Genomic DNA, 23,484 nt, shown 5'->3' with positions numbered 1-23,484 from the left:
ACGATGTCTCACGTGCCGAACACGCTGAATCCCCTTGAGCTGATCGCCCGCCGCTGGCAGCCCTCCGCGCGCTTCGTCGAGCGGGCGGCGCTCGCCACCGTGGTGATGGCCGTGATCATCGTCGTGACCGGCGGCGCGGTCCGGCTGACCGAGTCCGGCCTGGGCTGCTCGACCTGGCCCCGGTGCACGGCGGACAGCCTCACCCCCACCGCCGAGATGGGCGTCCACGGCCTGATCGAGTTCGGCAACCGCCTGCTGACGTACGTACTGTGCGCCTTCATCGGGCTGTTCATCATCGCCGCCCGCGCCCGCGCCCCGCGCCGCCGCTCGCTCACCCGGCTCGGCTGGGCGCAGTTCTGGATCGTGATGGGCAACGCGGTCTGGGGCGGCATCGTCGTCCTGACCGGCCTGAACCCCTACCTCGTCGCCGCGCACTTCCTGCTGACCACGGCCCTGCTCACGGTCTCCGTGCTGAGCTGGCAGCGGGCCAAGGAGGGTGACGAGGAGCCGCGCGACGCGGTGGCCCGGCCGGTCCGCCAGCTGTCCTGGCTGCTGGTCACCGCGACCGCCGCGCTGACCGTCATCGGCACCGTCGTCACCGGCACCGGCCCGCACGCCGGCGATGCGCGCGAGGTGCACCGCATCCCGCTGAACTGGCAGGAAGTCACCCAGCTCCACGTCGACTTCGTCTACATCGTGGTCGGCCTGAGCGTGGCGCTGTGGTTCGTGCTGCGCGCGGTCAAGGCCCCGGCCCCGGCCCGCCGGGCGGCGCTGGAACTCCTCGGGTGCCTCGCCTTCCAGGGCGTCATCGGCTACGTCCAGTACTTCACCGGCCTGCCGGAGTTCGTCGTCGGACTGCACATGCTGGGCTCGACGCTGGTGTGGATCGCGGTGCTGCGGGTCAGCCTGTCGCTGCGCGACCGCGGTCCGCTCCCGGGGGACGGAGCGGCCCCGGCGAAGGCCGGTGCGGCGCCGGACGCTCAGCCCGTGGCCGCCGCCAGCCGGTAGACCCGGCGCGCCGTCCCCGAGCCGACCAGCTCGGTGATCCGCCGCGCGTCCCCGGCGGCGCACAGCCCCTCGGCGGTCCACTCCCCCACCACCCGCGCCAGGCCCCGGGCGAACAGCCGCGCCGCGGTGACGTACAGCTCCGGCAGCCCGCGCGCGCCCGAGGAGAACAGCAGCTTGCCGAACGGCGCGTGCGCCAGCGTCTCCTCGGGGAACGGGCCGGCGTCCGCGTAGACATGGGCGTACTCGGCGGCGAGCTGCGCGGCCCGCCGGTGGTGCGGGACGGCCGGCAGCAGCACCAGATCGCAGCCCAGCCCGGCGGTGGCCCGTAAGAAGGGGACCAGCGGCTGCGGATCGGCGCAGTGCAGCTGCACCGGCAGCCCGGTGGCCACCGCGCTCCACAGCAGATGCCGGACGAGCGCGGGCTCGCCGAGCCGTTCACCGGGGCGGCGGCCGCGCAGCCAGCGGTCCGCGGCCCGCCGCACCTCACCCGCCTCCGGGGCCCGCCCCTCGCCGTACGCGGCGCCGGAGGCGAAGGCGGTGGCGTGCTGGGCGGCGGAGTACAGCGCCTCGGCGGTGTAGGCGAGGAAGGACTCGACGCTGCCGGAGGTGTCGGCGACCTGCTCGGCGAGCGGTTCGAGCCGGACGACCTCGTGGGCACGGGCCGCCGCGGCGGTGGCCAGTTCGCCGGCCGAGGTCAGGGAGGCGGGGGCGCCGGCCTCCACCAGGAACGTCCCGATCCCGGCGCCGCGCAGCAGCGCCCGCTGGGCGTGGAAGGCGCCCAGCTCCCGCCGCCGGGCCAGATAGCGCACCGGTGGGCAGTACGGCTCCAGGCCGAGCAGCGGTGGGCACCAGCGGCGCAGCGCCAGGCCGGTGCGGGTGTCGAAGGAGCTCGTGCCGGCCGGGGCCGGGCCGCGGGCGCCGGCCGCGGCGGCGAGCTGGGCCTCGAAGGTGCCCAGGCCGAATTCACCGTGGGCGGCGCCGTGGCTGTGCTGGTCGATGAGCGGGGGGAGTGTGTCCATCCGCCTCTCCTCGCCGTGGGCGCGCGGGGCGTGACCGGGCCTCCGCGCCTGGTGAGCTTAACGGGCGAGCCGGTGGTGGGGTAGCGGCCCGCGCGCCCCGGCGCACGGCACCGGGGCGGGGCCTCAACGCCTTACGAAGCGGGAGGATTGGCCGGGCCGCCGACCTGGATCCCGGCCATCCGGGACCACTCGTAGGGGCCGGTGCGGACCTTGGCGGCCAGCTCGCCGTCGAAGTCGTCGTGCAGCTCGATACCGGCGCGCTCGGCGGCCTGCCGGGCGGCCGGATAGCTGTCGGCGACGAGAGTGCCCCATTCGCCGTTCGCGCCGACCAGGGCGATCCGGGTGCGGCCGCGGCCGATGTGGGCGAGCTGGCCCTCGGCGCCGCCGCCGTGGGTGCGCGCGAAGGCCCGGATCTGCCGGGCGAGCCGCTCGGCCCGCCGGTCGGCCCGCTTCTGTGCCGTCGACGCGGGGGCCGTACCGCCGGCCGCCGCCTGCCCGTCCGCCTGCTGGGTGTCTGCCATACCAGCATGCTACCCACCGGTAGCGCCGTTGTGGGGGTGATCCCCCACACCCGCTCAGCGCAGGAAGGGGTCCACCGCGATGGCGACGAAGAGCAGCGAGACGTAGGTGATGGACCAGTGGAAGAGCCGCATCTCCTTGAGCTTCGGCCCGGTGATCCCGGCCTTGGCGCGGGACTGCAGGGCGTGCGCCTCGCGGAGCCAGAAGGCGCCGCAGGCGACGGCGACCGCGGTGTAGAACCACCCGGTGTAGCCCAGCGGCTGGAGCAGCAGCGAGACCGCGACCATCGCCCAGCTGTAGAGGACGATCTGCCGGGCGACGACCTTGTTGCCGGCGACGGCCGGCAGCATCGGCACGCCGACCCGCTTGTAGTCGTCGGTGACCTTCATCGACAGCGGCCAGTAATGCGGCGGCGTCCAGAAGAAGATGACGAGGAAGAGGATGAACGACGCCCAGGAGACCTCGTTCTTCACCGCCGACCAGCCGATGAAGACCGGCATGCAGCCCGCGATACCGCCCCAGACGATGTTCTGGCTCGTCCGCCGCTTGAGGATCATCGTGTAGACCACGACGTAGAAGAGCAGCGCGCCGAGGGACAGCATCGCCGACAGCGGGTTGACGAGGAACCAGAACAGCGCGGTGGAGCCGACCGCGAGGGCGGTGGCGAAGACCAGGCACTCGCGCGGCGAGACCATGCCCGTCACCAGCGGCCGCTGGGAGGTGCGGTCCATCATCGCGTCGATGTCGCGGTCGAGGTACATGTTGAACGCGGCGGCGCCGCCGGCGGAGAGGTAGCCGCCGACACAGGTGGCCAGCACCAGCCACAGATCGGGTACCCCGCCGGCCGCCAGGAACATCACCGGCACCGTCGTCATGAGCAGAAGTTCGATGACCCGCGGTTTGGTCAGCGCCACGAACGCCTTGAGCCGGGCACCGAACGGCCGGTTACCGGGACTCCCGGGGACCTGAGAGAGCCCCCCCGCAGGACGGGTTTCGACGGCCGTCACGCACACCCCTGGAAGTAACGTCAGCGGCCGCAGCCGCGGAGATAAGGCCAGCAAGCTCCGCCGGCGGTGAACACCCGGTAAAGGCTTGCGCTTACCACGCCACTTTAGACGTTGGCCATACGGCGGCTCTCGCGGGGGTGGGGTCGTGTTGGGCGCCCGCCCCCCGAGCGCCCCGCCGCGCCATCGCCGTAGCCCGCCGGCGTTCGAGAGGCGAGGGCGCGTGTGTCCCGGCAGTCTGGTCGTAGGCGCAGCCCCGGTGCCGGGAATGTCCGAGGTGCCGATTCGGTTGCCCGAAGCGACAAACAGTGCTTCCGCGGCACCCCCGCCGAGTGAGCGCGGAACCCCCCGACTGAGCACCGACTGAGCGTCGAAATCGCCGACTGAGCGTCGAAAAATAGCGCCGTGGTCCGGGGGTAGGCTCGACACCGCCTGGGCGGACATTCCGTCCGCGTTCGACATGTGGAGAGGAGCCCTGACTCAGGGTGAGCACCAAGCCGACCACCACAGATTTCGAGTGGACCGAACTGGACCAGCGGGCTGTGGATACCGTCCGCGTCCTGGCCATGGATGCCGTGCAGAAGGTCGGTAACGGCCATCCGGGTACGGCCATGAGCCTGGCACCCGCGGCCTACGTGCTGTTCCAGAAGCTGATGCGGCACGACCCGGCCGACGCGGACTGGACCGGCCGCGACCGGTTCGTCCTCTCCGCCGGCCACTCCAGCCTGACGCTCTACATCCAGCTCTACCTCGCCGGCTACGGCCTGGAGCTGGACGACCTCAAGAGCTTCCGCACCTGGGGTTCGAAGACCCCGGGCCACCCGGAGTACGGCCACACCACCGGCGTGGAGACCACCACCGGCCCGCTGGGCCAGGGTGTCGCCAACGCCGTGGGCATGGCGATGGCCGCCCGCTACGAGCGCGGCCTGTTCGACCCCGACGCGGCGCCGGGCACCTCCCCGTTCGACCACACCATCTGGGCCGTCGCCGGCGACGGCTGCCTCCAGGAGGGCATCGCCGCCGAGGCGTCCTCCATGGCCGGCCACCAGAAGCTGGGCAACCTCGTCCTGCTGTGGGACGACAACCACATCTCCATCGAGGGCGACACCCAGACCGCCGTCTCCGAGGACACCCTCAAGCGCTACGAGTCCTACGGCTGGCACGTCCAGCGGGTGGACCAGCTGCCCAGCGGCGACCTCGACCCGGCCGGTCTGGCCAAGGCCCTCCAGGCCGCCAAGGAGGAGACCGAGCGCCCGTCGTTCATCGCGGTCCGCTCGATCATCGCCTGGCCGGCCCCCAACGCCCAGAACACCGAGGCCGCGCACGGCTCGGCGCTGGGCGAGGAGGAGGTCGCCGCCACCAAGCGCGTGCTGGGCTTCGACCCGGAGAAGAGCTTCGAGGTCGCCGACGAGGTCCTGGCGCACACCCGCCAGGCGCTGGACCGCGGCCGCGAGGCCCGCGCCGAGTGGGACAAGGCGTTCGCCGCCTGGCGGACCGCCAACCCCGAGCGCGCCGCCGAGTTCGACCGGATCGCCGCGGGCAAGCTGCCCGACGGCTGGGAGGACCACCTCCCGGCGTTCGAGACCGGCAAGGCGGTGGCTACCCGCGCCGCCTCCGGCAAGGTGCTCCAGGCGCTGGGCGCGGTCGTCCCCGAGCTGTGGGGCGGCTCCGCCGACCTCGCCGGGTCGAACAACACCACCATCGACAAGACCTCGTCGTTCCTGCCGAAGGGCAACCCGCTGCCGGGCGCCGACCCGTACGGCCGCACCATCCACTTCGGTATCCGCGAGCACTCCATGGCCGCGGAGATGAACGGCATCGCGCTGCACGGCAACACCCGCATCTACGGCGGCACCTTCCTGGTGTTCTCCGACTACATGCGCAACGCCGTCCGGCTGTCCGCGCTGATGCACCTGCCGGTGACGTACGTGTGGACGCACGACTCCATCGGCCTGGGCGAGGACGGCCCGACCCACCAGCCGGTCGAGCACCTGGCCTCGCTGCGCGCCATCCCGGGCCTGAACGTCGTCCGCCCGGCCGACGCCAACGAGACCGCGCTCGCCTGGCGCGAGATCATGCGCCGCTGGACCAAGGAGTTCGGTGTCGGGGCCCCGCACGGCCTCGCGCTGACCCGCCAGGGCGTGCCGACGTACGAGGCCGACGAGAACACCGCCAAGGGCGGCTACGTCCGCTTCGAGGCCGCGACCGCCGACGGCGCGCCGGCCGAGCCGCAGGTGGTGCTGATCGGCACCGGTTCCGAGGTGCAGCTGGCGGTGGCCGCGCGCGAGCAGCTCCAGGCCGAGGGCATCCCGACCCGCGTGGTCTCGATGCCGTCCGTGGAGTGGTTCGAGGAGCAGGACCAGGCGTACAAGGACAGCGTCCTGCCGCCGTCGGTCAAGGCCCGGGTCGCGGTCGAGGCCGGTATCGGCCTGACCTGGTACCGCTACGTCGGGGACGCCGGCCGGATCGTGTCGCTGGAGCACTTCGGCGCCTCCGCCGACGGCAAGCTGCTCTTCCGCGAGTTCGGCTTCACCCCGGAAGCGGTGGCCGCCGCCGCCCGCGACTCGCTCGCCGCCGCCGCGCGCTGACGCCCGTACACGACAAGTAGGAGATGCAGAACCCATGACAGACGCACTCAAGCGCCTTTCCGACGAAGGCGTGGCGATCTGGCTGGACGACCTGTCGCGCAAGCGCATCACGTCCGGCAATCTGGCCGAACTGATCGACCAGCAGCACGTCGTCGGCGTCACCACCAACCCCTCGATCTTCCAGAAGGCGATCTCCTCGGGCGACGGCTACGAGCCGCAGGTGCGCGACCTCGCGGTCCGCCGGGTCACCGTCGAGGAGGCCATCCGCATGATCACCACGGCGGACGTCCGGGACGCCGCCGATGTGCTGCGCCCGGTCTTCGACGCCACCGGCGGCCAGGACGGCCGGGTCTCCATCGAGGTCGACCCGCGCCTGGCGCACAACACCGAGGCGACCGTCGCCGAGGCCAAGCAGCTGGCGTGGCTGGTGGACCGCCCGAACACGCTGATCAAGATCCCGGCCACCGAGGCGGGTCTGCCGGCCATCACCGAGGTGATCGGCCTGGGCATCAGCGTCAACGTCACGCTGATCTTCTCGCTGGAGCGCTACCGCGCGGTGATGGACGCCTACCTCGCGGGTCTGGAGAAGGCCAAGGCCGCGGGCCTGGACCTGTCCAAGATCCGTTCGGTGGCCTCGTTCTTCGTGTCCCGCGTGGACACCGAGATCGACAAGCGCCTGGACCGCATCGGCACCGACGAGGCCAAGGCGCTCAAGGGCAAGGCCGCGCTGGCCAACGCCCGCCTGGCGTACCAGGCGTACGAGGAGGTCTTCTCCTCCGAGCGCTGGGCCGCCCTGGACAAGGCCGGCGCCCACAAGCAGCGCCCGCTGTGGGCCTCGACCGGCGTGAAGGACCCGGCGTACAAGGACACCCTGTACGTCGACGAGCTGGTCGCGCCGGGCACGGTCAACACCATGCCGGAGGCCACGCTGGAGGCCACCGCCGCCCGCGGTGAGATCACCGGCGACACGGTGCGCGGCACCTACGCCGCCGCCCAGGCCGACCTGGACGCCATCGGCGCGCTCGGGATCTCGTACGACGAGGTCGTGAAGCTGCTGGAGGACGAGGGCGTGGAGAAGTTCGAGGCGTCCTGGAACGACCTGCTCAAGTCCACGGAGGCGGAGCTGTCGCGCCTCGCTCCCTCGGAGGGCTGATCCCTTGACCGCTGTTCATGGAGCGAATCCGCTCCGTGACGCCGCGGACCGACGGCTCCCGCGTATCGCGGGGCCGTCGGGCCTGGTCATCTTCGGCGTCACGGGTGATTTGTCACGTAAAAAGCTGATGCCGGCCGTTTACGACCTGGCGAACCGCGGCCTGCTGCCGCCGGGCTTCTCGCTCATCGGGTTCGCCCGCCGCGAGTGGGAGAACGAGGACTTCGCGCAGGAGGTCTACGAGGCCGTCAAGCAGCACTCGCGGACGCCGTTCCGCGAGGAGGTCTGGCAGCAGCTCGTCCAGGGCTGCCGCTTCGTCCAGGGCAACTTCGACGACGACGAGGCGTTCGAGACCCTCAAGAACACCATCCACGAGCTGGACAAGGCCCAGGGCACCGGCGGCAACTTCGCCTTCTACCTGTCCGTCCCGCCGAAGTTCTTCCCCAAGGTCGTCCAGCAGCTCAAGAAGCACGGGCTGGCCGACCAGACGGAGGGCTCCTGGCGCCGGGCGGTCATCGAGAAGCCGTTCGGCCACGACCTGGCCAGCGCCCAGGAGCTCAACCGCATCGTCCACGAGGTCTTCCCGCCCAACGAGGTCTTCCGGATCGACCACTACCTGGGCAAGGAGACGGTCCAGAACATCCTGGCGCTGCGGTTCGCCAACACCATGTTCGAGCCGCTGTGGAACCGCTCGTTCGTCGACCACGTGCAGATCACGATGGCCGAGGACATCGGCATCGGCGGCCGGGCCGGCTACTACGACGGCATCGGCGCGGCCCGCGACGTCATCCAGAACCACCTCCTCCAGCTGCTCGCGCTGACCGCCATGGAGGAGCCCGCCTCCTTCGACGCGGACGCGCTGGTCGCGGAGAAGACCAAGGTGCTCGGCGCCGTCCGGCTGCCCAAGGACCTGGCCGGGGAGACCGTCCGGGCCCAGTACACCGAGGGCTGGCAGGGCGGCGAGAAGGCCGTCGGCTACCTCCAGGAAGAGGGCATCGACCCGGCGTCGAAGACCGACACCTACGCCGCGATAAAGCTGGAGATCGACAACCGCCGCTGGGCGGGCGTCCCCTTCTACCTGCGGACCGGCAAGCGCCTGGGCCGCCGGGTCACCGAGATCGCGGTGGTCTTCCAGCGCGCCCCGCACTCGCCGTTCGACCACACCGCCACCGAGGAGCTGGGGCAGAACGCCCTGGTCATCCGCGTCCAGCCGGACGAGGGCGTGACCGTGCGGTTCGGCTCCAAGGTCCCGGGCACCTCGATGGAGGTGCGCGATGTGTCGATGGACTTCGCGTACGGCGAGTCCTTCACGGAGTCCAGCCCCGAGGCGTACGAGCGGCTGATCCTCGACGTGCTGCTGGGCGACGCCAACCTCTTCCCCCGGCTGGAGGAGGTCGAGCTGTCCTGGAAGATCCTCGACCCGATCGAGGAGTTCTGGGACCGGCACGGCAAGCCCGCGCAGTACCCGGCGGGCACCTGGGGACCCGTGGAGGCGGACGAAATGCTCGCACGAGACGGACGGAGCTGGCGCCGGCCATGAAGATCGATCTGACGGACACCACGGCCAGCAAGATCAACAAGGCACTGGTCCAGGGCCGCCGCGCCGTCGGCACCCCGGCCATCGGCATGGTGCTCACCCTCGTCATCGTCACCGACGAGGAGAACGCCTACGACGCGCTGCGGGCGGCCAACGACGCCTCCCGCGAGCACCCCTCGCGCACCCTCGTCGTCATCAAGCGGGTCAGCCGGTCGCCGCGCGACCGCGCCAAGGCCCGCCTGGACGCCGAGGTGCGGGTCGGCACGGAGGCCGGCACCGGCGAGACGGTGGTGCTGCGGCTGTACGGCGAGGCGATCGACCACGCCCAGTCGGTGGTGCTGCCGCTGCTGCTGCCGGACGCCCCGGTCGTGGTCTGGTGGGCCGTCAACGCCCCGCTGGACCCGGCCAAGGACCCGCTCGGCGCGCTGGCCCAGCGCCGGGTGACCGACGCCTACGCCTCCGAGCAGCCCATCGAGGAGCTGACCGGCCGCGCCGACACCTACACCCCCGGCGACACCGACCTGTCGTGGACCCGCATCACGCCCTGGCGCTCGATGCTGGCGGCGGCGCTCGACCAGGCGCCGTGCACGGTCACCTCGGCCGTGGTCGAGGGCGAGGAGTTCAACCCCAGTTGCGAGCTGCTGGCCATGTGGCTCGCCGACCGGCTGGACGTCCCGGTCAGCCGCGCCGTCTCGGACGGGCCCGGGCTCACCGCGGTCCGGCTGGAGTCCAGCGGCGGAACGATTGTCCTGGACCGCCCGGACGGTTCGCTGGCCACGCTGTGCATGCCCGGCCAGCCGGACCGCGCGGTGGCGCTCAAGCGGCGGGAGACCTCCGAACTCCTCGCCGAGGAGCTGCGCCGGCTCGACCCGGACGACATCTACGCCGCCGCGCTGAAGTACGGCGTGGACCGGCTCCAGCTGCCGGGTTCCGGGGCGCCGGTGCCGTCGGCCGCTTCGGTGGCGCCGTCCGCGTCGTCCGCGTCCACAGCGTCCGCAGCGTCGGCTTCGTCCGCATCGGACAGCTCCGCCGCGGACGGCGCGGAGGCCGCTGACGCGCCCGCCAAGCCGGCCGCGAAGAAGGCCGGCAAGCGGGCGGCCGCCAAGTGAGCGCGCCGCAGGTCGTCGTCCACCGCGACAAGGAGCTGATGGCGAAGGCCGCCGCGGCCCGGCTGATCACCCGGATCGTGGACGCCCAGGCGGCCCGCGGCTCCGCCTCCGTCGTGCTGACCGGCGGGCGCAACGGCAACGGGCTGCTCGCGGCCCTCGCCGAGGCGCCCGCCCGGGACGCCGTCGACTGGTCCCGGCTGGACCTGTGGTGGGGCGACGAGCGGTTCCTGCCGGACGGCGACCCGGAGCGCAATCACACCCAGGCCCGCGAGGTGCTGCTGGACAGCGTCCCGCTGGACCCCGCCCGGGTGCACCCGATGGCGCCCTCGGACGGCCCGTACGGCGACGCGGACGCCGCCGCCGAGGCGTACGCGGCCGAACTCGCCGCCGCCGCGGGGCCGGAGCACTACCGCTCGGCGGCCGCCGACGCGGGCGGCCCGGTACCGGCGTTCGACGTGCTGCTGCTGGGCGTCGGCCCGGACACCCATATCGCCTCGCTCTTCCCCGAACTCCCCGGAGTCCGGGAGCGGGAGCGGACGGTGGTCGGGGTGCACGGCGCGCCCAAGCCGCCGCCCACCCGGGTCTCGCTGACCCTGCCGGCGATCCGCGCGGCCCGCGAGGTCTGGCTGCTGGCGGCCGGCGAGGACAAGGCCAACGCGGTGGCCATGGCGCTCTCCGGCGCCGGGGAGGTCCAGGCCCCGGCGGCCGGCGCGCGCGGCCGCGGTCGCACGCTGTGGCTGCTGGACGAGGCGGCCGCGGCCCAACTGCCGCGCGGCCTCTACCCGCCGGCCTCCTCCTGACGCCGGGCGCGTCCGCGCCCCCGGCCCGTTACGGCGACGGCCCCGCACCTCCACCGGTGCGGGGCCGTCGCCGTATCAGCGCCGCGGATCAGCGCCGTCGCGCCAGCCGGACCGTCAACGCCCGCGCAGTTCGCGGTACTTGGCGACCAGACCGGCCGTCGAGGCGTCCAGGCCCGGGACCTCCGCGCCCTCGGTGAGCGCCGGCTCGACGCGCTTGGCCAGGACCTTGCCCAGCTCGACGCCCCACTGGTCGAAGGAGTCGATGTCCCACACCGCGCCCTGGACGAACACCTTGTGCTCGTAGAGCGCGATCAGCTGGCCCAGTACGGACGGGCTCAGCTCGGCCGCCAGGATCGTGGTGGTGGGGTGGTTGCCGCGGAACGTGCGGTGCGGCACCAGCTCCTCGGCGACACCCTCGGCGCGCACCTCGTCCGGCGTCTTGCCGAACGCCAGCGCCTGGCCCTGCGCGAAGAGGTTGGCCATCAGCAGGTCGTGCTGGGCCACCAGGCGCGGCTGGAGGTCCTCGACCGGCCGGGCGAAGCCGATCAGATCGGCCGGGATCATCTTGGTGCCCTGGTGGAGCAGCTGGTAGTAGGCGTGCTGGCCGTTCGTACCGGGGGTGCCCCAGACCACCGACCCGGTCTGCCAGCTGACCGGCGCGCCCTGGCGGTCCACGGACTTGCCGTTGGACTCCATGTCGAGCTGCTGGAGGTAGGCGGTGAACTTGGCGAGGTAGTGGCTGTACGGCAGCACGGCGTGCGACTGGGCGTCCCAGAAGTTGCCGTACCAGATGCCCAGCAGGCCCAGCAGGAGCGGGGCGTTCTCCTCCGGCGGGGCGGTGCGGAAGTGCTCGTCGACGAGATGGAAGCCGGCCAGCATCTCGCGGAACCGCTCCGGGCCGATCGCGATCATCAGCGACAGGCCGATCGCCGAGTCGTACGAATAGCGGCCGCCGACCCAGTCCCAGAACTCGAACATATTGGCCGTGTCGATACCGAACTCGGCGACCTTCCCGCCGTTCGTGGACAGCGCCACGAAGTGCTTGGCGATCGCCTCCTGGCCGGCGCCGAGACCGGTCAGCAGCCAGTCCCGGGCGGACGTGGCGTTGGTGAGGGTCTCGATGGTGGTGAAGGTCTTGGAGGCGATGATGAACAGCGTCTCGGCCGGGTCCAGATCGCGGACCGCCTCGTGCAGATCGGCGCCGTCCACGTTGGAGACGAAGCGGAACTGCATGTCCCGGTGGGTGTAGGCGCGCAGCGCCTCGTACGCCATCGCGGGGCCCAGATCCGAGCCGCCGATACCGATGTTGACGACCGTTTTGATGCGGCGGCCGGTGTGGCCCTTCCACTCGCCGGAGCGGACCCGGTCGGCGAAGGTGGCCATCCGCGTCAGGACGTGCTGCACCGCGGGGACGACATTCTCCCCGTCGGAGGTGATGACCGCCGAGGCGGGCGCGCGCAGCGCGGTGTGCAGCACGGAGCGGTGCTCGGTGATGTTGATCTTCTCGCCGCGGAACATCGCGTCCCGCAGCCCGGCCACGCCGGTGGCCGCGGCCAGCTCGCGCAGCAGCCGCAGCGTCTCGTCGGTGACCAGGTGCTTGGAGTAGTCCAGATGCAGATCGCCGACCCGGAGGGTGTACCGCTGCGCGCGCCCGGGATCCTTGGCGAACAGCTCCCGCAGATGCACCTCCCCCAGCTGCTCGCGGTGCTTGCTCAACGCGGTCCACTCGGGCATCTGGTCGAGCCTGCCGTGGCCTTCTGCGTTCATTCGGACATCAGCCTTTTCGTCTCGTAGCGGCCCCGCCGTCCTCCAACCTAATTGATCAGAGCGCGGTATGAGGTATCTGTCCGCTCTCGGAGGACGTGCCCGCGCCGCGCCGGACGGCCGGTATCAGCACCGCCGTGCCGAGCCCCAGCAGCGCCGCCGCCAGCAGCGCCGGGGACCGCGGCCCGGCGGCCACCGCGACCGCCCCGCCCAGCAGCGCGCCCGCCGGCACCCCGGCGACCGAGACCGTCCGGAACGCCGCGGCGATCCGGCCGAGCATCGCCTCCGGGGCGCGCTGCTGCACCACCGTGGTCTCCAGGACGTTCCACACCGCGCCGGCGAAGCCGAACAGGGCCAGCGCCGCGGCCGCGACCGCCGCCACCCGCACCGTGCCGCACACCACCAGCACCGCGGTCTGCACGGCACCGGCTGCCAGCAGGGTGCGCAGCTGCCCGCCGGCGCGGGCCGCCACCCGGCCGGCCAGCAGCCCGCCGAGCACCGTCCCGGCCCCGTACGCCGTCGTCACGGCCGCGTAGCCGAAGTCCCCGGCGCCCAGCCAGTCCTTGACGACCACGACCAGCTCCGCGATCAGCGCCCCGATGCCGACATTGCCCAGCGCCACCGACAGGCAGCACACCCGCAGTATCCGGTCGCGCCACAACGCCCTTACGCCCTCGGCTATTTCGCGCCGGAGGGCGCGCCCGGAGGCGGCCGGCGGCCTGCGCGGCGGGCCCGTCCGCAGCGACGCCACCAGCGCGGCGGCCAGCACGTACGTCGCCGCGTCGGCCGCGAACGGCAGAGCCGCGCCGGCCCCGAGGAGGACCGGCGCCACCGGCCCGCCGGCGAACCGCCCGACGACCTCCTGACCGGCCATCAAACGGGCGTTGGCGGCCGTCAGGGCACTGCGCGGCACCAGCTCCGGCAGCAGGGTCGTGGCGGCGTTGTCGAACAGGGTCTGGAGGGTGGTGAGGGCGAAGGCCAGCGCCAGCAGCAGCCCGATACCGGCCGCGCCGGCCGCCACCGCGCACGCGAACCCGGCCATCAGCGCCCCGCGCAGCAGATCCACCGCCCACATCGCCCGCCGCGCGTCCACCCGGTCGGCGACCGCCCCGCCCACCAGCCCGAAGAGCAGCCACGGCGCAAAGCCGCAGGCCGTGACCAGCCCGATCAGCAGCGGATCGGAGGTCAGCGCGTGGGCCAGCAGCGGCAGGGCGGTACCGCGCAGCGCGTCGCCGAAGCGGGAGATCGCGGCGGCGCTCCACAGCCGCCCGAACCCGCCCCGCCAGGAGAGCCCGCCGGCGCCCGCCGCGCCGCCCGCCGCCGCCTCCGCCGTCCCCGCCATGCCCCACCCCCCGCACCGCGTCCGGGGCCCCGAGCGGACCCCGTCTGCTCACCACCGTACGGACGACCACTGACAACGGGCGTAGGGCGGATTCCCCATCCACCGCCTCAGATGACGGCCCGTCCGAGACGACCGGGAACGCGGCCGGGCCCGGGAACGCGAGCGGCCCGGCCGGAAGGCGGTTGCCTCCGGCCGGGCCGGTGTTGCCGTGAAAGGGCGCGCTGCCGTCAGATCTCGCCGCGGAGCTTGGCGAGCGCCTCCGCGAGGATCGCCTCGCCATCGGCGTCGCTGCGGCGCTCCCGGACGTAGGCGAGGTGGGTCTTGTACGGTTCGGTGCGCGGCGGGTCCGGCGGGCTGTCCCGGTCCTTGCCGGCCGGGAAACCACAGCGGGGGCAGTCCCAGGTGTCCGGCACCTGGGCATCACCGGCGAAGCTGGGCTGCGTCTCGTGCCCGTTGGAGCACCAGAAGGAGATGCGGATGCGCGGCGCGGACTCGCCGCGCTCGGCCTCCCCCATCGGCCCCGCCCCGACCCGACTTCCTCGGATCGCGTTGCCACTTGCCACGGTCGTAACTCCCTGCGTCATGGTGCCGCGTGCCTCTCGCAGCAACTGTCGCTGCGGGCGCCCCAGTCTACGTAAGGCCCAACGCGCGTCCAATGACACGAGTTACCGTCCCAGGACGCCGCCCTCATGATAGGCCGCGTCCCCGACGCCGTGTCAGCTGCCGAGCTTGACCAGGATGCCGAGCACGACGATGCAGGCGAACCAGAGCAGGCCCACCACGATGGTGATGCGGTCGAGGTTCCGCTCGGCGACCGAGGAGCCGCCGACCGTGGACTGCATACCGCCACCGAACATGTCGGACAGGCCGCCGCCCTTCCCCTTGTGCATGAGCACCAGCATCATCAGCAGCAGGCTGAAGATGATGAGGGCGATCGAGAACCCGATGACCACGGCTTGACCAACTCTCTGAGGACTGTCGGACGGGACGCGCCGGCCTCCCGGCGGGCCGGACGGTGCGGGGCCGGGGCGGTGCGCTGCGCACCGGACCCGGCCCCGACAGGGTACGACGGGCCGGGCCCGTCGTCATAGCTGCTACTGATCGCGGAAGCGGACGATCTTCACGAATTCGTCCGCGTCCAGCGAGGCGCCGCCGACCAGGGCGCCGTCGACGTCCGGCTGCGCCATGATCGCGGCGACGTTGCCGGACTTGACCGAGCCGCCGTACTGGATGCGGACCTTGTCGGCCAGCTCCTGGCTGTAGAGCTCGGCGAGGCGGCCGCGGATGGCCGCGCACACCTCCTGCGCGTCCTCGGGGGTGGCGACCTCGCCGGTGCCGATGGCCCACACCGGCTCGTAGGCGATCACCAGGGTCTCGGCCTGCTCGGCCGGGACGTCCTTCAGGCCGCCGTCGAGCTGGGCGAGGGTGTGCGCGACGTGGTTGCCGGCCTTGCGGACGTCCAGGCCCTCGCCGACGCAGAGGATCGGGGTCAGGCCGTGCTTGAAGGCGGCCTTGACCTTGGCGTTGCAGATCTCCTCGTCCTCGCCGTGGTACTGGCGGCGCTCGCTGTGGCCGACGGCCACGTAGGAGCAGCGGAGCTTGGCCAGCATGGCACCGGAGATCTCGCCGGTGTACGCGCCGGAGTCGTGCGCCGAGAGGTCCTGGGCGCCGTACTTGATCTTGAGCTTGTCGCCGTCGACGAGCGTCTGCACCGAGCGCAGGTCGGTGAAGGGCGGCAGGACGGCGACCTCCACCTGGTCGTAGTCCTTGTCGCTGAGCGCGAAGGCGAGCTTCTGGACGTGCGCGATGGCCTCGAGGTGGTTGAGGTTCATCTTCCAGTTGCCCGCCATGAGCGGGGTGCGGTCACTCACGGGTGTTCAGTCCTCCAGAGCGGCGAGGCCGGGGAGCGTCTTGCCCTCGAGGTATTCGAGGCTGGCGCCGCCACCGGTCGAAATGTGGCCGAAAGCATTCTCGTCGAAGCCGAGCAGGCGCACGGCGGCGGCCGAGTCACCACCGCCGACGACGGTGAAGGCGGGCGAGTCCAGCAGGCCCTGCGCGACGGCCTTGGTGCCGCCCGCGTAGTCCGGGTGCTCGAAGACGCCCATCGGGCCGTTCCAGAAGACGGTGGCCGCGTCGGCGAGCTTGGCGGCGTACAGCTCCCGGGTCTTCGGGCCGATGTCCAGGCCCTCCTTGTCGGCCGGGATGGCGTCCGAGGCGACGATGTCCGGGTTGGCCGGGGTCTTGCCCTTCAGGTCCGGGAACTCCGCCGACACCAGGACGTCGACGGGGAGCACGAACTCCACACCGCGCTTCTCGGCGCGCGCGAGGTACTCCAGGCACGCCGGGATCTGGTCCTTCTGCAGCAGCGAGATGCCGACCTCGTGGCCCTTGGCGGCCAGGAAGGTGTACGCCATCCCGCCGCCGACCAGGATGCGGTCGGCCTTGTCGATCAGCTGGTCGATGACGGCGAGCTTGTCGGAGACCTTGGCACCGCCGAGCACCACCACGTAGGGCCGCTTGAGGACCGTGTCGTCGGTGAGCTTCGTCAGGACGCCGACCTCGGTGGCGATCAGGTCGCCGGCGGCGTGCGGCAGCCGCTTGGGAAGGTCGAACACCGAGGCGTGCTTGCGGTGGACGGCGCCGAAGCCGTCGCCGACGTAGAGGTCGGCGAGCTCGGCGAGCTGGTCCGCGAACGCGCCGCGCTCGGCGTCGTCCTTGCTGGTCTCGCCGGCGTTGAAGCGGAGGTTCTCCAGGACCGCCACCCGGCCGTCGGCCAGCTCCGCGGTCACCGCGCGGGCCGACTCGCCGACCGTGTCGGCGGCGAAGGCCACGTCCTGGCCGAGGAGTTCGCCCAGCCGCCGGGCCGCGGGGGCCAGCGAGAAGGCGGGGTCCGGGGCACCCTTGGGGCGGCCCAGGTGGGAGGCGACGATCACCTTGGCGCCGAGCCCGGTGAGCTTGGTGATCGTCGGGACGACGGCACGGATCCGGCCGTCGTCGGTGATGGTGGTGCCGTCCAGGGGGACGTTGAGGTCAGCGCGGACGAAGACCCGCTTGCCCGCAACGCCTTCCTTGGCGAGATCGTCGATCGTCTTCATGTGAAGTGACTCCGTTGTAGTCCGTCAAGGGACTGTATCCGCCATGGGACGGGGCCCGTACGGCGCGTTCCCGCGCCCTACGGGCCCCGTCTCACACTGTGGTGCCGTGCCCGCGGTCGGGCAGGATCAGAGCTGGCCGCCGACGAAGACGGTGAGGTCGACGAGGCGGTTGGAGTAGCCCCACTCGTTGTCGTACCAGCCGACGACCTTGACCTGCTTGCCCTGGACCATCGTCAGCTGCGAGTCGAAGGTGCAGGAGGCCGGCCAGTTGACGATGTCCGAGGAGACGATCGGGTCCTCGGTGTACTCCAGGATGCCCTTGAGCTGGCCCTCGGACGCCTTCTGGAAGGCGGAGTTGATCTCGTCCTTGCTGACCTCGCGGTCCAGTTCGAGGACCAGGTCGGTGACCGAGCCGGTGGGGACCGGCACGCGCATGGCGATACCGTCCAGCTTGCCCTTGAGCTGCGGGAGGACCAGGGCGGTGGCCTTGGCGGCGCCCGTCGAGGTCGGGATGATGTTCTCCGCGGCGGCGCGGGCGCGGCGCAGGTCCTTGTGCGGGAAGTCCAGGATGCGCTGGTCGTTGGTGTACGCGTGGACCGTCGTCATCATGCCCTTGACGATGCCGAAGTTCTCGTCGAGGACCTTGGCCATCGGCGCCACGCAGTTGGTGGTGCAGGAGGCGTTGGAGATGACGTGGTGGTTCGCCGCGTCGTACTTGTCCTGGTTGACGCCCATCACGATCGTGATGTCCTCGTCCTTGGCGGGCGCGGAGATCAGGACCTTCTTGGCGCCGGCGGCGAGGTGCTTGGCGGCGTCGTCGCGCTTGGTGAAGATACCGGTCGACTCGATGACGATGTCGGCGCCCAGCTCGCCCCAGGGGAGGTTCGCCGGGTCGCGCTCGGCCATCGTCTTGAAGGTCTGGTTGCCGACCGTGATGGTGTCGTCGGTGTGGCTGACCTCGGCGTTGAGGCGGCCCAGGATGCTGTCGTACTTCAGCAGGTGAACCAGGGTGGCGTTGTCGGTCAGGTCGTTGACACCGACGATCTCGATGTCCGCACCCTGCTCCAGGAGCGCGCGGAAGTAGTTGCGACCAATGCGGCCGAATCCGTTGATGCCTACGCGGATCGTCACGAACCGATCTCCTCGTTGGTACGCCGGTTTTGGTTACCGGCGAGCTGTATGGGCTGTCCCCGACCGCCTCCGACCCTACCCCCTCAACGAGACGTACGTGACATTGACATCGGCGCCGAAAGATGCTCAGGTGAGCGGCTTCGAGCCCCTCTGACGCATGGGCCCCTCCCGCCCCCGCCGGCGGCTCGTACGCGCGCGCCCCCGGCACCCTGTTCGGGCGCCGGGGGCGCGGGGGGAAGGCGGAGAGATCCGGATCAGCCGACCATGCCGTCGGCCAGCTCCTCGGTGAGGTTGGACTCCGTCCCGGGGATGCCGAGGTCCTGGGCCCGCTTGTCGGCCATCGCCAGCAGCCGGCGGATCCGGCCGGCGACCGCGTCCTTCGTCAGCGGCGGGTCGGCGAGCGCGCCCAGCTCCTCCAGGGACGCCTGCTTGTGCTCCATGCGCAGCCGGCCGGCCGCCGCGAGGTGCTCGGGGACCTCCTCGCCGAGGATCTCCAGGGCGCGCTGGACCCGGGCGCCGGCGGCGACCGCGGCCCGCGCCGAGCGGCGGAGGTTGGCGTCGTCGAAGTTGGCGAGGCGGTTGGCGGTGGCCCGGACCTCGCGGCGCATCCGCCGCTCCTCCCAGGCGAGCACCGAGTCGTGGGCGCCGAGCCGCGTCAGCAGCGCGCCGATCGCGTCACCGTCACGGACGACCACACGGTCGACGCTGCGCACCTCGCGGGCCTTGGCGCCGATGCCGAGCCGGCGGGCCGCGCCGACCAGCGCGAGGGCGGCCTCGGGGCCGGGGCAGGTGACCTCCAGGGACGACGAGCGGCCCGGTTCGGTGAGCGAGCCGTGGGCCAGGAACGCGCCGCGCCAGGCCGCTTCGGCGTCGCACGTCGCGCCGGAGACCACCTGCGGGGGCAGGCCGCGGATCGGGCGGCCGCGGCCGTCGACCAGGCCGGTCTGCCGGGCCAGCTGGTCGCCGCCGGCCACCACGCGGACGACGAAGCGGCTGCCGCGCCGCAGTCCGCCGGGGGCCATCACGACCAGGTCGGAGGAGTGGCCGAAGATCTCCAGGATGTCCTTGCGGAGCCGGCGGGCGGCGACGCCCGTGTCGAGCTCCGCCTCGATCACGATGCGGCCGCTGACCAGGTGCAGACCACCCGCGAACCGCAGGATCGACGAGACCTCCGACTTCCGGCAGCAGGTCCGGGTGACGGGGAGCCGGGAGATCTCATCCTTCACCGCAGCCGTCATCGCCATGGGCCGATCCTTCCATGCATCCGAAAAATACGGTCGTACGCGGCTGCCAGCAGTTCCGGATCGTGCCGGTCGGGGGCTCCCCCGGCACCGGACCGGGCGTCGTCTCCGCGTCGGGCGACCGCGGCCAGCTCGACCTCGCTGCCCACCAGCTGCTTGGCGGCAACCGTCAGACCGTCGATGTCGGGCACCGCGGCCTCGTCGGCCAGCACCACGTCGAAGGCGAGTTTAGGGGCGTGTCGGGCCAAAACCTCCAAATGACGCTGCGGGGAGAAGCCTTCCGTTTCGCCCGGCTGAGGCGCGAGGTTGAGCGAGAGGACCTTGCGGGCCTGGGTCTGCTCCAGCGCCTCGCGCAGCTCGGGGACGAGCAGATGGGGGATCACGGAGGAGAACCACGAGCCGGGGCCCAGCACCACCCAGTCGGCGTCCATGACCGCGGCGATCACCTCCGGGACGGCCGGCGGGTCCTCCGGGACGACGTGGACGGACTGCACCTCGCCGCGGGTGAGCGCGACCGTGGCCTGGCCGCGGACCGTGCCGACCACGTCCGGGTGATCCGGGTCCGCTCCCTTGACCTGGGCCTGGAGTTCGAGCGGTACGGCGGACATGGGCAGCACCCGGCCGTGCGCGCCGAGCAGCTTGCCGACCAGGTCCAGGGCCTGGACATGATCGCCGAGCTGCTCCCACAGCGCGACGATCAGCAGATTGCCCACCGCGTGGTCGTGCAGCTCGCCCTCGCTGGTGAAGCGGTGCTGGATGACCCGGGCCCAGGTCTGGCCCCAGTCGTCGTCACCGCACAGCGCGGCCAGCGCCTTGCGGAGGTCGCCGGGCGGCAGGACGCCTAGCTCGTCGCGGAGCCGGCCGCTGGAGCCGCCGTCGTCGGCGACGGTGACCACGGCGGTCAGATCGCGGGTGATCCGGCGCAGCGCGGCCAGCGAGGCGGACAGGCCCATCCCGCCGCCGAGCGCCACCACCTTGGGGGTGGCGCCCTTCGTCGTACGGCCGCGGGGGACGAATCTGCGGACCCGGCGCAGCCGTGGGGTGCGGCCGCTCACTCGCGCCCCATGTCCCGGTGGACGACGACCGTTTCGACGCCGTCGGAGGTCAGGCGGCGGGCCAGCTTCTCGGACATCGCGACACTGCGGTGCTTGCCGCCCGTGCAGCCGACGGCGATGGTCACATAGCGCTTGCCCTCGCGGCGGTAGCCGGCCGCGACCAGGCGAAGCAGCTCGGTGTAGCCGTCCAGGAACTCCTGCGTACCGGGCTGGTCGAAGACGTAGTTGGAGACCTCTTCGTTCAGGCCGGTGAAGGGGCGCAGCTCGGGGACCCAGTGCGGGTTGGGGATGAAGCGGCAGTCGATGACCATGTCGGCGTCGACCGGCAGGCCGTACTTGAAGCCGAAGGACATGACCGTGGCGCGCAGCTCGGGGACCTCCTCGCCGGCGAACTGGGCGTCCAGCTTGGCGCGGAGTTCGTGGACGTTCAGGCTGGAGGTGTCGATGACCAGGTCGGCGTCGCCGCGCAGCTCGCGCAGCAGATCGCGCTCGGCGGCGATGCCGTCCACGATCCGGCCGTCGCCCTGGAGGGGGTGCGGGCGGCGGACGGACTCGAAGCGGCGCACCAGGGCCTCGTCGGAGGACTCCAGGAAGACGATGCGGCGCTTGACGTTCTGCGCGTCGAGGGTGGCCAGGGACTCCTTGAGGTTGGCGAAGAAGCGGCGGCCGCGGACGTCCACGACCACGGCGATCTTGGCGACATTGCCCTGCGAGCGGGCGCCGAGCTCCACCATGGGCGGGATCAGCTCGGGCGGGATGTTGTCCACCACGAACCAGCCGAGGTCCTCCAGGCACTTCGCGGCCGTGCTGCGGCCCGCGCCGGACATGCCGGAGATGATCACCAGCTCGGGGATCGCGGCGCTCTCGCCCTGGTCGGCTTCGCGCATCGTGCCCGTACTCACCTGTGCACCGTCTCTCTCGGGTTCCTGCGTGTCGTGCGGTGTGCTCATCGGTCCTGCCCCCGTTCTGCTGACAACGCGGCCGGCGGGGCCCCGTCATCCTCAATGATCTCTCCTGTGGCGGTGTTCACCGCGGGGGCGGGCGGGGCCGCGGCGGCGAGCGCGGCGGCGACCGTCTCGGCGGTCTTCCGGCCGACGCCGGGGACCTGGCAGATCTCCTCCACCGTGGCGGCCCGGAGCTTCTTCAGCGAGCCGAAGTGCTTCAGGAGGGCCTGGCGGCGGGTCTCGCCCAGCCCGGGGACGGCGTCGAGCGGGGACGCCTTCAGGCGCTTGCCGCGCTTGCTGCGCTGGTACGTGATCGCGAAGCGGTGGGCCTCGTCGCGGACCCGCTGGAGGAGGTAGAGCCCCTCGCTGCTGCGCGGCAGGACGACCGGGTCGTCCTCGCCGGGGAGCCAGACCTCCTCCAGGCGCTTGGCCAGGCCGCAGACCGCGACGTCGTCGATGCCCAGCTCGTCCATGGCCCGGCGGGCGGCCGCGACCTGGGGGGCGCCGCCGTCCACGACGACCAGCTGGGGAGGGTAGGCGAACCGCTTGGGGCGGCCGTCCTCGTCGGTGAGGCGGGCGGCGGGGTCGTCCCCGGGGGCGGCGGGGGCGGCGGATTCCCCGGGGCCGGCGAGTGCGGCGGGCGCGCCGGCGGCGTCCTGCGGCCGCTCGCCCGGGGGCTCCTCGCCCCACTCCCCCGACCTCTGCTTCTCCTGGAGGTAGCGCTTGAAGCGGCGGCCGATGACCTCGTGCATGGAACGGACATCGTCCTGCCCGGCGAAACCTTTGATCTGGAAGCGGCGGTATTCGCTCTTCCGGGCGAGGCCGTCCTCGAACACCACCATGGAGGCGACCACGTCCTCGCCCTGGAGGTGCGAGATGTCGAAGCACTCGATGCGCAGCGGGACGGTGTCCAGGTCAAGGGCCTGGGCGATCTCCTCCAGGGCGCGGGAGCGGGTGGTCAGGTCGGAGGCGCGCCTGGTCTTGTGCAGCGCGAGCGCCTGCTGGGCGTTGCGCGCGACGGTGGCCATCAGGTCCTTCTTGTCGCCGCGCTGCGGGATGCGCAGCGAGACCTGGGAGCCGCGGCGCTGGGTGAGCCACTGGGCGACCGGCTCGACGGGCTCGGGCAGCGCCGGGACCAGCACCTCCTTGGGGACCGCGTCGCCCTGCTCGTCGCCGTAGAGCTGCTGGAGGGCGTGCTCGACCAGATCGCCGGTGGTGACCGCCTCGACCTTGTCGGTGACCCAGCCGCGCTGGCCGCGCACCCGGCCGCCGCGGACGTGGAAGATCTGGACGGCGGCTTCCAGTTCGTCCTCGGCGAGGGCGATCAGGTCGGCGTCGGTGGCGTCGGCGAGCACCACCGCGCTCTTCTCCATGGCGCGCCGGAGCGCGGCTATGTCGTCGCGCAGGCGGGCGGCGCGCTCGTACTCCATCTCCTCGGCGGCCTCCTGCATACCGCGCTCCAGGCGGCGGAGGTGGGCGCCGGTGCGGCCGGCCATGAAGTCGCAGAATTCGTCGGCCAGTTCGCGGTGGTCCTCGGGGGAGATGCGGCCGACGCAGGGGGCGGAGCACTTGCCGATGTAGCCGAGCAGGCAGGGGCGGCCGATCTGGGCGGAGCGCTTGAAGACGCCGGCGGAGCAGGTGCGGACGGGGAAGACGCGCAGCAGCAGGTCGACGGTCTCGCGGATGGCCCAGGCGTGCGCGTACGGGCCGAAGTAGCGCACGCCCTTCTTCTTGGCGCCGCGCATGACCTGGACGCGGGGGAACTCCTCGCCGAGGGTCACCGCGAGATACGGATAGCTCTTGTCGTCGCGGTACTTGACGTTGAACCGCGGGTCGAACTCCTTGATCCAGCTGTATTCGAGCTGGAGGGCCTCGACCTCCGTGGAGACGACCGTCCACTCCACGGAGGCGGCGGTGGTGACCATCGTGCGGGTGCGCGGGTGGAGGCCGGCCAGGTCCTGGAAGTAGTTGGCCAGGCGCTGGCGCAGGCTCTTGGCCTTGCCGACGTAGATGACCCGGCCGTGCTCGTCGCGGAATTTATAGACCCCCGGCGAGTCGGGGATCTGTCCCGGCTTGGGTCGGTAGCTGCTGGGGTCTGCCATGCCCACCACCCTACTGACCGCCACTGACAATCACGGCCGGGGCGGCGGGGCGGCGGCGGTGGGCCGGGGTGCCGGG

Annotated in this window: 20 protein-coding genes; 6 read left to right on the top strand and 14 right to left on the bottom strand. The window is 72.1% G+C overall.

All coding sequences use genetic code 11. From position 1 onward, the window contains the following. Positions 1 to 12: 12 nt before the first annotated feature. Positions 13 to 1,008: a COX15/CtaA family protein gene (locus ADL22_RS02925; RefSeq protein WP_066973483.1), complete on the top strand. Its 996-nt coding sequence runs from the start codon at positions 13 to 15 to the stop codon at positions 1,006 to 1,008. On the opposite strand, the gene ADL22_RS02920 is transcribed toward ADL22_RS02925, so the two are convergent. The 3 genes from ADL22_RS02920 to ADL22_RS02910 form a co-directional block, all read right to left on the bottom strand. Then, a complete protein-coding gene (locus tag ADL22_RS02920) occupies positions 981 to 2,027 on the bottom strand; it encodes an amidohydrolase (RefSeq protein WP_066973481.1) in 1,047 nt (348 codons plus the stop codon). The two genes, ADL22_RS02925 and ADL22_RS02920, sit on opposite strands and share 28 nt — an antisense overlap. A gap of 131 nt (positions 2,028 to 2,158) precedes the next feature. Next, positions 2,159 to 2,548, bottom strand: coding sequence for a hypothetical protein (locus ADL22_RS02915; RefSeq protein ID WP_066973479.1), 390 nt, complete (start codon positions 2,546 to 2,548; stop codon positions 2,159 to 2,161). 54 nt (positions 2,549 to 2,602) lie between these two features. Continuing rightward, the gene (locus ADL22_RS02910; RefSeq protein ID WP_079063800.1) at positions 2,603 to 3,553 is read right to left on the bottom strand and encodes a heme o synthase; all 951 of its coding nucleotides are present in this window, start codon (positions 3,551 to 3,553) and stop codon (positions 2,603 to 2,605) included. Between the two features lie 482 nt (positions 3,554 to 4,035). Between ADL22_RS02910 and tkt the strand changes: the two genes are divergently transcribed. The 5 genes from tkt to pgl are packed head-to-tail and all read left to right on the top strand — an operon-like array spanning position 4,036 to position 10,734. Beyond that, on the top strand, positions 4,036 to 6,138 hold the full coding sequence (tkt, locus tag ADL22_RS02905) for a transketolase (protein WP_066973475.1): 2,103 nt from the start codon (positions 4,036 to 4,038) through the stop codon (positions 6,136 to 6,138). A gap of 34 nt (positions 6,139 to 6,172) precedes the next feature. Beyond that, positions 6,173 to 7,291, top strand: a complete 1,119-nt coding sequence (gene tal, locus ADL22_RS02900) for a transaldolase (protein WP_066973473.1) — start codon at positions 6,173 to 6,175, stop codon at positions 7,289 to 7,291. A 4-nt stretch (positions 7,292 to 7,295) separates the two neighbouring features. Further along, positions 7,296 to 8,828: a glucose-6-phosphate dehydrogenase gene (gene zwf, locus ADL22_RS02895; protein WP_066973471.1), complete on the top strand. Its 1,533-nt coding sequence runs from the start codon at positions 7,296 to 7,298 to the stop codon at positions 8,826 to 8,828. Next, positions 8,825 to 9,934 carry a glucose-6-phosphate dehydrogenase assembly protein OpcA gene (gene opcA, locus ADL22_RS02890; RefSeq protein WP_066973469.1) on the top strand — a complete coding sequence of 370 codons (1,110 nt, stop codon included), beginning with the start codon at positions 8,825 to 8,827 and terminating at the stop codon, positions 9,932 to 9,934. Before zwf ends, opcA begins: the two co-directional genes overlap by 4 nt. Next, positions 9,931 to 10,734: a 6-phosphogluconolactonase gene (gene pgl, locus ADL22_RS02885; RefSeq protein WP_066973467.1), complete on the top strand. Its 804-nt coding sequence runs from the start codon at positions 9,931 to 9,933 to the stop codon at positions 10,732 to 10,734. The genes opcA and pgl overlap by 4 nt, the downstream gene beginning before the upstream one ends. A gap of 114 nt (positions 10,735 to 10,848) precedes the next feature. Here the strand turns inward: pgl and pgi are convergent, their stop codons facing one another. The 11 genes from pgi to uvrC all read right to left on the bottom strand — a co-directional run bounded on the left by pgi (position 10,849) and on the right by uvrC (position 23,408). Continuing rightward, positions 10,849 to 12,501 carry a glucose-6-phosphate isomerase gene (pgi, locus tag ADL22_RS02880; RefSeq protein WP_066973465.1) on the bottom strand — a complete coding sequence of 551 codons (1,653 nt, stop codon included), beginning with the start codon at positions 12,499 to 12,501 and terminating at the stop codon, positions 10,849 to 10,851. Positions 12,502 to 12,556: 55 nt separating this feature from the next. Continuing rightward, positions 12,557 to 13,840, bottom strand: coding sequence for an MFS transporter (locus ADL22_RS02875; protein WP_066973463.1), 1,284 nt, complete (start codon positions 13,838 to 13,840; stop codon positions 12,557 to 12,559). A 227-nt stretch (positions 13,841 to 14,067) separates the two neighbouring features. Then, positions 14,068 to 14,403 carry an RNA polymerase-binding protein RbpA gene (locus ADL22_RS02870; RefSeq protein ID WP_016578660.1) on the bottom strand — a complete coding sequence of 112 codons (336 nt, stop codon included), beginning with the start codon at positions 14,401 to 14,403 and terminating at the stop codon, positions 14,068 to 14,070. 153 nt (positions 14,404 to 14,556) lie between these two features. Further along, a complete protein-coding gene (secG, locus tag ADL22_RS02865) occupies positions 14,557 to 14,793 on the bottom strand; it encodes a preprotein translocase subunit SecG (protein ID WP_066973461.1) in 237 nt (78 codons plus the stop codon). Between the two features lie 141 nt (positions 14,794 to 14,934). Further along, positions 14,935 to 15,711, bottom strand: a complete 777-nt coding sequence (gene tpiA, locus ADL22_RS02860; protein ID WP_066973459.1) for a triose-phosphate isomerase — start codon at positions 15,709 to 15,711, stop codon at positions 14,935 to 14,937. Between the two features lie 6 nt (positions 15,712 to 15,717). Continuing rightward, positions 15,718 to 16,935, bottom strand: coding sequence for a phosphoglycerate kinase (locus tag ADL22_RS02855; RefSeq protein WP_066973457.1), 1,218 nt, complete (start codon positions 16,933 to 16,935; stop codon positions 15,718 to 15,720). A 126-nt stretch (positions 16,936 to 17,061) separates the two neighbouring features. Further along, a complete protein-coding gene (gap, locus tag ADL22_RS02850) occupies positions 17,062 to 18,066 on the bottom strand; it encodes a type I glyceraldehyde-3-phosphate dehydrogenase (protein WP_066973455.1) in 1,005 nt (334 codons plus the stop codon). A 254-nt stretch (positions 18,067 to 18,320) separates the two neighbouring features. Continuing rightward, entirely contained in the window at positions 18,321 to 19,310 is a 990-nt protein-coding gene (gene whiA, locus ADL22_RS02845) for a DNA-binding protein WhiA (RefSeq protein WP_066973453.1), read from the bottom strand. Next, a complete protein-coding gene (locus ADL22_RS02840) occupies positions 19,301 to 20,362 on the bottom strand; it encodes a gluconeogenesis factor YvcK family protein (protein ID WP_066973451.1) in 1,062 nt (353 codons plus the stop codon). Before ADL22_RS02840 ends, whiA begins: the two co-directional genes overlap by 10 nt. Next, the gene (gene rapZ / locus ADL22_RS02835) at positions 20,359 to 21,312 is read right to left on the bottom strand and encodes an RNase adapter RapZ (protein WP_234430513.1); all 954 of its coding nucleotides are present in this window, start codon (positions 21,310 to 21,312) and stop codon (positions 20,359 to 20,361) included. The genes ADL22_RS02840 and rapZ overlap by 4 nt, the downstream gene beginning before the upstream one ends. Next, entirely contained in the window at positions 21,309 to 23,408 is a 2,100-nt protein-coding gene (gene uvrC / locus ADL22_RS02830; protein ID WP_066973446.1) for an excinuclease ABC subunit UvrC, read from the bottom strand. The genes rapZ and uvrC overlap by 4 nt, the downstream gene beginning before the upstream one ends. Between the last annotated feature and the right edge of the window lie 76 nt (positions 23,409 to 23,484).

Source organism: Streptomyces sp. NRRL F-4489, assembly GCF_001509485.1.
Classification (GTDB): Bacteria; Actinomycetota; Actinomycetes; order Streptomycetales; family Streptomycetaceae; genus Streptomyces.
Note: the sequence above shows the minus strand (reverse complement) of the source record. Positions and strands in the feature narration are given on the sequence as shown.